Origin of the sequence: Micromonospora sp. NPDC049089 (assembly GCF_040648775.1) — a bacterium.
Classification (GTDB): Bacteria; Actinomycetota; Actinomycetes; order Mycobacteriales; family Micromonosporaceae; genus Micromonospora.
The window spans coordinates 1-10,443 of the sequence record NZ_JBEZEH010000235.1 but is presented as its reverse complement, the minus strand read 5'-3'; the positions used below and the strand labels follow the sequence as shown (position 1 = coordinate 10,443).

General features: G+C 72.9%; 8 protein-coding genes. 4 read left to right on the top strand and 4 right to left on the bottom strand.

The features are described from left to right. Positions 1–109 precede the first annotated feature (109 nt). The 3 genes from AB0B48_RS29010 to AB0B48_RS29000 are packed head-to-tail and all read right to left on the bottom strand — an operon-like array spanning position 110 to position 2,883. A complete protein-coding gene (locus tag AB0B48_RS29010) occupies positions 110–700 on the bottom strand; it encodes a GNAT family N-acetyltransferase (RefSeq protein ID WP_357207015.1) in 591 nt (196 codons plus the stop codon). Beyond that, positions 697–2,208 (bottom strand): APC family permease, encoded by a 1,512-nt coding sequence (locus tag AB0B48_RS29005; RefSeq protein WP_357207013.1) that lies wholly within the window; start codon positions 2,206–2,208, stop codon positions 697–699. Before AB0B48_RS29005 ends, AB0B48_RS29010 begins: the two co-directional genes overlap by 4 nt. A gap of 48 nt (positions 2,209–2,256) precedes the next feature. Further along, positions 2,257–2,883 carry a GPP34 family phosphoprotein gene (locus AB0B48_RS29000; RefSeq protein WP_355007196.1) on the bottom strand — a complete coding sequence of 209 codons (627 nt, stop codon included), beginning with the start codon at positions 2,881–2,883 and terminating at the stop codon, positions 2,257–2,259. A 182-nt stretch (positions 2,884–3,065) separates the two neighbouring features. Here AB0B48_RS29000 and AB0B48_RS28995 point away from each other — a divergent pair, with 182 nt between their 5' ends. The 3 genes from AB0B48_RS28995 to hrpB are packed head-to-tail and all read left to right on the top strand — an operon-like array spanning position 3,066 to position 6,701. After that, the gene (locus AB0B48_RS28995; protein ID WP_357207017.1) at positions 3,066–3,890 is read left to right on the top strand and encodes a helix-turn-helix transcriptional regulator; all 825 of its coding nucleotides are present in this window, start codon (positions 3,066–3,068) and stop codon (positions 3,888–3,890) included. A gap of 41 nt (positions 3,891–3,931) precedes the next feature. After that, positions 3,932–4,132 carry a DUF397 domain-containing protein gene (locus AB0B48_RS28990; RefSeq protein ID WP_355007195.1) on the top strand — a complete coding sequence of 67 codons (201 nt, stop codon included), beginning with the start codon at positions 3,932–3,934 and terminating at the stop codon, positions 4,130–4,132. A gap of 28 nt (positions 4,133–4,160) precedes the next feature. Then, on the top strand, positions 4,161–6,701 hold the full coding sequence (gene hrpB, locus AB0B48_RS28985; protein ID WP_357207010.1) for an ATP-dependent helicase HrpB: 2,541 nt from the start codon (positions 4,161–4,163) through the stop codon (positions 6,699–6,701). An 8-nt stretch (positions 6,702–6,709) separates the two neighbouring features. Here the strand turns inward: hrpB and AB0B48_RS28980 are convergent, their stop codons facing one another. Beyond that, positions 6,710–7,435, bottom strand: coding sequence for a protein phosphatase 2C domain-containing protein (locus AB0B48_RS28980; protein WP_357207008.1), 726 nt, complete (start codon positions 7,433–7,435; stop codon positions 6,710–6,712). Positions 7,436–7,706: 271 nt separating this feature from the next. On the opposite strand from AB0B48_RS28980, the gene AB0B48_RS28975 reads away from it, so the two are divergent. Next, on the top strand, positions 7,707–10,316 hold the full coding sequence (locus AB0B48_RS28975; protein WP_357207007.1) for a glycoside hydrolase family 9 protein: 2,610 nt from the start codon (positions 7,707–7,709) through the stop codon (positions 10,314–10,316). Positions 10,317–10,443: the final 127 nt, after the last annotated feature.

Sequence of the window (10,443 nt, the reverse complement as noted above, 5' to 3'; positions counted from 1 at the left end):
GTCCTGGGGACCCGGCCCTCCGCTTTGCCCGAGCTGTCACGCGAGCGTGACAGCTCGATCACAAGGCGTGCTGGTCACGTCGACCCGACCAGCTCAGTGTTCGAACGGCTCAGTGTCCGACCGGCTCCCGCCACATCGGCCAGAACGGCGTGCCGTCGGGCACCCGGAACGGCTCGCCGGCCAGATAGCCGTGCTTCGCGTACAGGTCCCGGCTGCGTGGGCTGCTCGCCTCCAGGTACGCCGGCATCCCGTTGGCGTCCAGCCAGGCGTGGTGGTGGCGCATCAGCGCGCTCCCCAACCCCTGCCCCTGCCGGTCGGGCCGGGTCGCCAGGAAGGCGAGGTGGTGGTGGTCCGGGTGCGGGTGGTGCGCCGCGAACAGCTCGTCGAGGTGCTGGAACCGGTCGGTCCACTCGCCGCAGGCGGCGGCCAGTCGGGCGTCGTAGTCCGCAGGCGGCGGCGCCGGCTCACCGACCGAGGGAAACCAGACCGCCACCGAGGCCCGGTCCTCGGTCGCGTGGACCATGCCGTGCCGCATCGCGTGCTCGACCAGGATCTCGAAGTCTCCGGCCAGCACGGCCTCCCGCTTGCTCGCGTCGGGGACCAGCCAGTACGTCACCTCCAAAACGGTGAACGCCTCGGCGATCCGGGCCGCCACGAGCGACGTCTCCTCCGGCCCGAGCCGCTCGATGACCACGCTCATCGGGTCACCTCCACGGCGGCCGGCGCCTCCGGCCTGGTGACGGCGGCGGCGCTCGCCGCGCCCAGGCCGATCCGGGCGTACGTGTCCGGGCGGTTGCTGCGCAGCAGCAGGGCCCACCCGATGCCCAGCAGGGCAGCCACCGGGTACGCGGCGGGCAGCGCCCACCGCAGCGGGGAGTCCGGCGCGACGCCGAGCAGGTTGGCGAAGTTCGACACGGCCAACCAGATGATCACGAAGAGCGCGATGGTGGCCAGGCCGGGCGCGATGGCCCGTCGCCAGAGGTTCTCGCCGCTGGCGGTGCGGGCGAAGTAGGCGATCACCGCCACCGAGGTGGTGGCGATCAGCAGCAGGACGCCGAAGCCGCCTGTGGTGCCGACCCAGAAGAACAGCTGCACCACCGGCTCCCAGCCGTTGACCGCGTACAGCGCGATGACAAGCAGCCCGAGGACGCTCTGCGCCACCGAGGCGGCCCGCGGCGCGCCGGTACGGGCCGAGGTCTTACCGAACACCGCCGGCAGCACCCGCTCCCGACCGAGCGCGAACGTGTACCGGGCCGTGGTGTTGTGGAACGAGATCATCGCGGCGAGCACCGAGGTCAGGAAGAGCACCTGCCCGATGGTGACCATCGTGTCGCCGAGCTGCGCGCCGGCCAGGTTGAAGATCAGCTCGACGCCCTGCGTGCCGGCCTCGGCCACGATCTTGTCCTGCCCGACGGCGACCGTCATGGTCCAGGACGACAGCGCGTACAGCCCGGCGATGATCGCCACCGAGAGGTAGGTGGCCAGCGGCACCGTCCGCTTCGGGTCCTTGCTCTCCTCGCTGAAGACCACCGCCGACTCGAAGCCGACGAAGCCGAGGACGGCCAGCACCAGCACCGCGCCGACGCCCGACACGAAGAGGTTGTCCGGCGAGAACGAGGCGAAGCTGACCTGGCCGTCGGCCGGGTTGCCGAGCTGCCCCAGGTCGAAGATGAGGACCACCACGACCTCGGCGACCAGCAACGCGGCCAGGACCATGCCGTTGAGGTCGACCCGGAGCAGGCCGAGCACGCCGACCAACGCCCACGCCACCAGGGCCACGACGGCCCAGTGCGGGTGTCCGCCGAAGAGCCGGTCGAGCACCGGCTGGGCCGCCGCACCGATGGTGCCGTACAGCCCGACCTGGAGCGCGTTGTACGCGATCAGCGCGACCCAGGCCGCGCCCACGCCGGCCGGTCGGCCGAGTCCTCGGGAGATGTAGGCGTAGAAGGCGCCCGCGTTCTCCACCCGGCGGGACATCGCCACGTAGCCCACCGAGAAGAGGGCGAGGACCGCGGCGATCAGCAGGAAGGCCAGCGGGATTCCGGTCACCCCGATGACGCCGTAGCCGGTGGTGACGACGCCTGCCACCACTGTCAACGGCGCGGCGGCGGAGAGGACGAAGAAGATGACCGACGGGATGCCGAGGCGACCTCGGGCCAGGGCTTCGGAGACGTTGCTGGGTCGTTCGACTGTCGATGTCGGGGGCATACGACTACTCCGATCGTCGAGGGGAGGGTTGGGGGTTACCGGAGGGGATCAGGGGATGCCGCGCAGCACGGCGGCGCCGACGGCGGCCTCGGTGTGCCCGACGAGTTCCTTGAGCGGGGCCGGCAGCGCGGGGATGAGGACGTTCAGCCGGTGGTGCGCCCGAGGGCCGGCGCTCCACAGCACCTCACGGGTCAGCCCGGCGGCCACCACCAGGCCGAGCAGCAGGGCATCTGGCACGCCCGGTGGTTCCGGCCGGTCCAGCAGGGCCCGGAGGCGGGTGGCCGGCCAGGCCACCGCGTTGAGGTCGATCGGCAGGTAGCTGACCGTGGTACGCAGCAGTCGGCGGCTCTCCTGGCGGCGCAGCACCCCGGCGCGGGCGAGCCGTTCTCCCACCGACGCCGTGGCGCTCTGCGCCAGGAAACTCAGCCAGGTGCGCAGCTCCCGGTGTTGCGACTCGCCGATCAGCTGGTCCAACACGGTGTGCGCCAGGGCGTCGGCTGGCGGACGCCTGTCGATGACGGTGACCTGGCCGGCCACGACAGTGATGTGTCCGTAGAGGATCAGTTCGCCGAGGAGCCCGCCGGCCAGCCCGAGCCCCGTCGCAGCCGGGTGCAGTTTTGCCTTACCACGACTGTCGTTGTGGGCGATCAGGAAAAACTCGTCGGCGATGAGCAACGATCCTCCCGACAGGCGTGTCCACAGTGTTCGCAACCGGGAAAGGATGCACCGACAGCTACTGCAACGCAACTCCCAGATTTGAAAGTTGCACTCCGTGCATCTGCGACCTGCGGATCTTGTCGTGGCAGACTCGGACGGTGACCGCCACCCCCACCGTCCGACCCGCCGCCAGCCCGACCGTGCGGCGTCGCCGCATCGCCCGGGAGCTCCGCCAGCTACGGGAACGCGCGGGCATGACCCTCGATGTGGCCGCCCGTCAGCTCGACATGTCGAAGAGCAACCTCTCCCGGATCGAGACCGCGCAGATCGGCATCAAACCCCGCGACGTCCGGGCCGCTCTCGCGCTGTACCAGGTGACCGGTTCGGATGCCGAGGCACTGATCGAGATCGCCCGGGGGGCACAGCAGCGCGGCTGGTGGCAGAACTACAGCGACGTGCTCCCCGAGTGGTTCGAGTTCTACGTCGGACTGGAGGCCGAGGCGGCGGCGCTGCGCACGTACGAGGCCGAGTCGGTGCCCGGACTGTTGCAGACCGAGGCGTACGCCCGGGAGATCTTCCGGCGCACCGCCGGCGAGGACGGTCTGGAGCGCAAGGTCGCCGCCCGGCTGCGCCGACAGGAGGTGCTGCGCCGCGAGGACCCGGTCGTTCTGTCGGTGATCCTCAACGAGGCGGTGCTCCTGCGCCCGGTCGGCGGAACCGCGGTGATGGCCGAGCAACTGGTCCACATGAGCCGGATCGCGCAGCTACCCAACGTGACAATTCAGGTACTGCCCTTCACCGCTGGCGGGCATCCCGCGATGAGCACCCCGTACGTGATCCTCAACTTCGCCGATGCCGCCGACGCGTCAGTGGTTTACCTGGATAACCTCACGATGGGGCTGGCTCTGGAAGAAGCCGATCATGTGCTCGGGTATAGCCTTCTGCACGAGGAGCTGTGCCGGATGGCGCTCGATCCGACGGCGTCGTTGACCCGTCTTGAGCATGCTTCTCGTAACTTTGCGTGACCGCTTCTGCGGCACGCCGACGCAGACGAGAGGTACCGCGGATGACGGCGTACGACCTGACCCGAGCGGACTGGCGCACCAGCACGCGCAGCAGCGGCAACGGCAACTGCGTGGAGGTCGCGACAGTCGCGGGTCAGGTCGCCGTCCGGGACAGCAAGGACCGCTCCGGCCCGGTGCTCGCCTTCGGCGCGACGGCCTGGCGGGCCTTCGTGCTCGGCGTCGGCGAGGTCCGTCGCTCCTGACGCACCCGTCCCGGTGCGAGACTGGGCCGTGCTCTCCGACGTAACCCTTGACCTGCCGGTCCGCCCGGTGCTGCCGGCGCTGGTCGCGGCTCTCGACGCGGCCGGCGCCGGTGTGCTCGTGGCTCCACCGGGCACCGGCAAGACCACCCTCGCGCCGCTGGCCGTGGCCGACCGGGTGACCGGTCGGGTGGTGATCGCCCAACCCCGCCGGGTGGCGGCCCGTGCCGCTGCCCGGCGCATGGCCGAGCTGCTCGGCGAGCGGGTCGGTGAGCGGGTCGGCTACGCGGTACGCGGCGAGCGCCGGGTCGGCCCGGCCACCCGGATCGAGGTGGTCACCACCGGCCTGCTGGTCCGCCGGCTGCACCACGACCCGGAGCTGCCCGGCACGGGTGCCGTGCTGCTCGACGAGTGCCACGAACGCCAACTCGACGCCGACCTCGCGCTGGCCTTCACCGTGGAGGCGCGCGCCACCCTCCGGCCGGACCTGTGGATGCTGGCGATGTCGGCGACCCCGGACACCGACCGGTTCGCCGCGCTGCTGGGCGGGCCCACCCCGGCACCTGTGGTGCGGGCCGACTCGGCGTTGCACCCGGTAGAGCGGATCTGGGTGCCCCCGGCGCGCCCGATCGCCCCGCCCGGGGCCGGGCCGGTGGACCGGGCCCTGCTCGACCACGTGGCCGCCACCGTCCGGCGGGCGCTGCGCGAGCACGACGGCGACGTGCTCGTCTTCCTGCCCGGGGCCGGCGAGATCGCCGCGGTCACCGGCCGGCTGGCCGACCTACGGGACGCTGTCGCGCTGCTCCCGCTGCACGGCCGTCAACGCGGCGCCGAGCAGGACGCCGCGCTGCGTCGCGGTGACCGACGGCGGGTGGTGCTGGCCACCGCGCTGGCCGAGACCAGCCTGACCGTCCCGGGGGTGCGGATCGTGGTGGACGCCGGGCTGTCCCGGGTGCCTCGGATCGACCTGGCCCGTGGGCTGGGCGCGCTGGTCACCGTGCCGGTCTCCCGCGCCGCCGCCACCCAGCGAGCGGGCCGGGCCGGCCGGGAGGCCCCCGGGTACGTCTACCGCTGCTGGTCGGCGGCGACCCACGAGCGGCTGCCCGCCCGCGCCGAGCCGGAGATCGCCACCGCCGACCTGACCGGCTTCGCGTTGGAGTTGGCCGCCTGGGGCCGACCGGACGGTGTCGGGCTCGCGTTGCCCGACCCGCCGCCGGCCGCCGCGATGACGGTGGCCCGGGACACCCTGGAAACCCTGGGCGCTGTCGACATCGACGGTCGGATCACGACGCGGGGGCGGTCGATCGCCGCCGCCGGGGCGCATCCACGACTGGCCCGGGCGCTCCTCGACGGCGCCGGCCGGGTCGGCGCCGACCGGGCCGCCGAGGTGGTCGCCCTGCTCGCCGAGGAGGGCGCCGCCGGCCCCGGTGACGATCTGGTCGCCGGTTGGCGTCGGCTGCGCACCGGCGTGGACGCGGGCGCGACCGCCCGTTGGCGCACCGAGGTACGCCGGCTGCGGGCCGCGCTGCCTGCCGACGCCCCGCCGAAGGGCCGCGCCGAGGCCACCGGCCGCACCGGCCCGGGTGGACTGAGCGACGATCTCGCCGCCGGGCTGCTCGTCGGTCTGGCGTACCCGGAACGGTTGGCCCGGGTGCGGCGGCCGGGCGGCTCGGCGTACCTGATGACCGGCGGGACCGCCGCGGAGCTGGCCGCCGGCTCGGGGCTGGCCGGGTCCGACTGGCTGGCGGTAGCGGTCGCGGACCGCACACCCGGCGCGCCGTCGGCCCGCATCCGCCGGGCCTCCCCGGTGGACGAGGCGACGGCCCGGGAGGCGGCCGGTCCGCTGCTGCGCACCGGCCGCGAGGTCGGCTGGTCGGACGGGGACGTGGTGGCCCGGGAGGTGACCCGGCTGGGCGCGATCGAGCTGGTCCAGCGGCGCCTGGACCGGCCGGACCGGGCGGAGGTGGCCGCCGCGCTGCTGACCGGCCTGCGCCAGGACGGGCTGGGGTTGCTGCCCTGGACGCCGGCGGCTCGGGCGCTGCGTGAGCGGCTCGCGTTCCTGAGGCACCACCTGGGCGAGCCGTGGCCGGAGGTTGGCGACGACTCGTTGCTCGACGCCGCGCCGACCTGGCTGGGCCCGGAGCTGGCCGCCGCGCGACGCCGGACCGACCTGGCGCGGGTGGACGTACCGTCGGCGCTGCGTCGGTTGCTGCCCTGGGCGCAGGCCGCCCGCCTCGACGAGCTGGCCCCGGAGCGGATCGAGGTGCCGAGTGGTTCTCGAATCCGGCTGGACTACGGCGACCCCGCCGCGCCGGTGCTCGCCGTGAAGCTCCAGGAGACGTTCGGCTGGCCGGCGGCCCCCCGCATCGCCGACGGTCGGGTGCCGGTGCTGCTGCACCTGCTCTCCCCCGCCGGCCGGCCGGTGGCGGTCACCGCCGACCTGGCGTCGTTCTGGCGTACCGGCTATCCGCAGGTCCGCTCCGAGCTGCGCGGGCGCTATCCCCGGCACCCGTGGCCGGAGGATCCGGGAACGGCCAAACCCACCCGGCACGCCACGCCGCGTCGGCGCTGAGCGGCGGTCTACTCCTCGACGACGTCGGCCACCACGACTGTGACGTTGTCCGGCGCGCCGGCGTGCAGGGCCAGGTCGATCAGCTTGGCGGCGCAGGCGTCCCGGTCCGGATAGCCGCTGAGCACCTCGGTGAGGGTGTCCGGGCGAACCACGTTGGAGAGGCCGTCGCTGCACAGCAGCCACCGGTCGCCCGCCCGGGGCACCATCGTCGCGTACGACGGGGAGACCTCGTCACCCTGCAACGCCTGGGTGACCACGGCCCGGCGAGGGTGGCTGCTGGCCTGGTCGGCGGTGATCACGCCCTGATCCACAAGCATCTGGACGAAGGTGTCGTCCCGGGTGACCTGCTTGAGCACGCCCTCGCGGAACAGGTAGGCCCGGGAGTCGCCGACGTGCGCGAGCGCCAGACAGCTGCCGGTACGGGCGAAGAGCAGGGCGGTCAGCGTGGTGCCCATGCCCTGGCGCTCGGGATCCTCGGCGACCGCCTGTCGGATCCGGGAGGTGGCGAGCGCGATGCCGCCCTCGAGCGCGGCCACCAGAGCGTCCTCGGGTGTCTCGAGGTCCAGCGGGGCGACCGCGTCGATGGTGAGGGCGCTGGCCAGGTCGCCGGCGGCCATTCCGCCCATGCCGTCGGCGACGGCGACGAGCCAGGTGCCGGCGTGCAGGGCGTCCTGGTTTCCGCTGCGGATCAGCCCACGGTCGCTCGTTCCCACGGAACGCAGCTTCAGGGTCATGGGTGGCAGCCTGCCAGGCGAAGGGCGCAGTTGTCTCTAGGAGATCAGGACGACGGCGCGTGGCGCGGCCAATCTCACGTCCGGAGGGCGGCGCGTCGGGGGTGCCGCTCGGGCTGGCCGCCCACGTCGGATGCTGAAACCCATCCAACCAGATCAATTGACAGGGCGTGCTGGCACTGGAAACATCGAGCAGACACCTGGGAGCGCTCCCAGCGTCTTCCCAGCTCCTTGCCACCACCACTGTCCCACTTCCCGTCCCGGAAGGACTCCCGTGACGCCATCCCGACGCCGCCTCCTGCTGGCTGCGGCGACCACCCTGGCCCTCACCGGCGCGGGCGCCGGCGCGGCCCACGCCGACCCACCACCGGACGCCCCCGAGCAGATCGACAACGGCGACTTCAGCGAGGGCGTGAGCCCTTGGTTCTCCTTCGGCACCGGCGCGCTGGCAGTCACCGACGGCCAGCTCTGCACCACTGTCGCGGGCGGGCTGGCCAACCCGTGGGACGCCGGTATCGGCCAGGACGGCGTGCCGCTGATCGCCGGCGCCGAATACACCCTCGGCTTCGCCGTCTCCGCCACTCCCGGCGCCGCGGTCAAGGCCGTGTTGCAGCTCGGCAGCGCCCCGTACACCACGTACGCGGCGGTGGACGCCACCGCCACCGGCACCCTCCAGCGGGTCGAGCAGACCTTCACCGTCCCGGACGACAACCCCAACGCGCAACTGATCTTCCAGGTCGGTGGCGCCGCCCAGGCGCAGACCATCTGCCTGGACGACGTCTCGCTGCGCGGCGGCGAGCCGCCCGAGCCGTACGTGCCGGACACCGGGCCACGGGTGCGCGTCAACCAGGTCGGCTACCTGCCCGGTGGCCCGAAGAACGCCACTGTCGTCACCGAGGCCACCGCGGCGCTGCCCTGGCAGCTGCGCAACGCCACCGGAACCGTCGTGGCCAGTGGCACCACCACCGCTCGCGGCGTCGACGCCGCCTCCGGGCAGAACGTGCAGACCGTCGACTTCTCCAGCTACCGCACCCCTGGCACCGGGCTCACGCTCACCGTCGACGGTGAGACCAGCCACCCGTTCGACATCTCCGGCGCCCTCTACGACCAGCTGCGCTCCGACTCGTTGCAGTTCTTCTACGCCCAGCGCAGCGGCATCGCCATCGACGGTGACCTGATCGGCGACGAGTACGCCCGGCCCGCCGGCCACCTCGGCGTCGCACCCAACCGGGGCGACACCAACGTGCCCTGCCAGCCGGGTGTCTGCGACTACTCCCTGGACGTGCGCGGCGGCTGGTACGACGCCGGCGATCACGGCAAGTACGTGGTCAACGGCGGCATCGCCACCTACCAGTTGTTGAACACCTTCGAGCGGACCAAGACGGCGGCCACCGCCAACGGCGGCGCCGAACTCGCCGACAGCACGCTGCGGGTGCCCGAGCGCGGCAACGCCGTGCCGGACATCCTCGACGAGGCCCGCTGGGAGCTGGAGTTCCTGCTGCGCATGCAGGTGCCCGCCGGCAAGCCGCTCGCCGGCATGGTCCACCACAAGATCCACGATCAGAACTGGACCGGGCTGCCGCTGTCCCCACAGGACGACCCGCAGCCTCGCGAGCTGCACCCGCCGTCGACCGCGGCCACCCTCAACATGGCCGCCACCGCGGCCCAGTGCGCCCGACTCTTCGCCCCCTACGACGCGGCGTTCGCGACCCGCTGCGGCACTGCCGCGAAGACCGCCTACGCCGCGGCCAAGGCCCACCCGGCGGTGTACGCCAGCCCGACCGACGGCACCGGCGGCGGCGCGTACGACGACAGCAACGTCACCGACGAGTTCTACTGGGCGGCGGCCGAGCTGTACCTGACCACCGGGGCGCAGAACTACCTGGCCGACCTGACCGCCTCACCGCACCACACCGGGAACGTGTTCGACGCCCGGGGCTTCGGCTGGCAGAGCGTGGCCGCGCTGGGCCGCCTCGACCTGGCCACCGTGCCGAACGGACTGCCCGCCGCCGATCTGGCCCGGGTCCGCGCCTCGGTCACCGCCGCCGCCGACACGTACCTCGCCGAGCTGCGCCGGCAGGCTTACGGGCTGCCGATGCCCGGAGACGCCAACAGCTACTTCTGGGGCGGCAACAGCAACGTCATCAACAACGCGGTGGTGCTGGCCACGGCCTTCGACCTGACCCGCAACGTCGCCTACCGTGACGGGGCCGTGCAGGCGATGGACTACATCCTCGGTCGCAACGCCCTGAACATCTCCTACGTCACCGGGTGGGGAGAGCACGCCGCGGAGAACCAGCACAGCCGGATCTTCGGCCACCAGCTCGACCCGAGCCTTCCCCGACCGCCCGCCGGCTCCCTCGCCGGTGGCCCGAACGCGGCCCTGCAGGACCCGTTCGTGGCACAGTTGCTGGCTGGCTGCGAGCCGATGTTCTGCTACGTCGACGACATCAACTCGTACTCGACGAACGAGGTGGCGATCAACTGGAACTCGGCGCTGACCTGGATCGCCTCGTTCCTGGCCGACCAGGGTGACGCCGGCGCGGTGCCGGCCACCACCTGCACGGCGCGCTACACCAACTACGGCGCCTGGCAGGGCGGCACCGGGTTCACCGGGCAGCTGACCATCCAGAACACGGGCACCACCGCCGTCAACGGCTGGAGCGTGCGCTTCGCGTTCACCGGTGACCAGCGGGTACGCGAGGCGTGGCTGGCGAAGGTCACTCAGTCCGGCGCGACGGTGACCGCGCGCAACGAGTCGCACAACGCCAAGATCGCACCGGGTGGCTCAGTGATGTTCGGCTTCAACGCGACGACCACCGGGGGCGCCAACCCGAGCCCCGGCCTGGTGACCGTCAACGGGGCGGCCTGCTCGCTGACCTGACCGACGTCCTGGTGGCCGCCCGGGGGAGGGGGGGCCCCCGGGCCCCCCCCGTCGGGGGGGGGGGCGGGGGCGCCCCCGCCCCGCGGGGGGTCGGCGCCCCCGCGCGGGGGGGGGTGTGGGGGTGGGG

Bases quoted from the DNA above. Each gene is read 5' to 3' on its own strand.
- AB0B48_RS29010 (WP_357207015.1), bottom strand. From the start codon at position 700: ATGAGCGTGGTCATCGAGCGGCTCGGGCCGGAGGAGACGTCGCTCGTG.
- AB0B48_RS29005 (WP_357207013.1), bottom strand. From the start codon at position 2,208: ATGCCCCCGACATCGACAGTCGAACGACCCAGCAACGTCTCCGAAGCC.
- AB0B48_RS28990 (WP_355007195.1), top strand. From the start codon at position 3,932: ATGACGGCGTACGACCTGACCCGAGCGGACTGGCGCACCAGCACGCGC.
- AB0B48_RS28980 (WP_357207008.1), bottom strand. From the start codon at position 7,435: ATGACCCTGAAGCTGCGTTCCGTGGGAACGAGCGACCGTGGGCTGATC.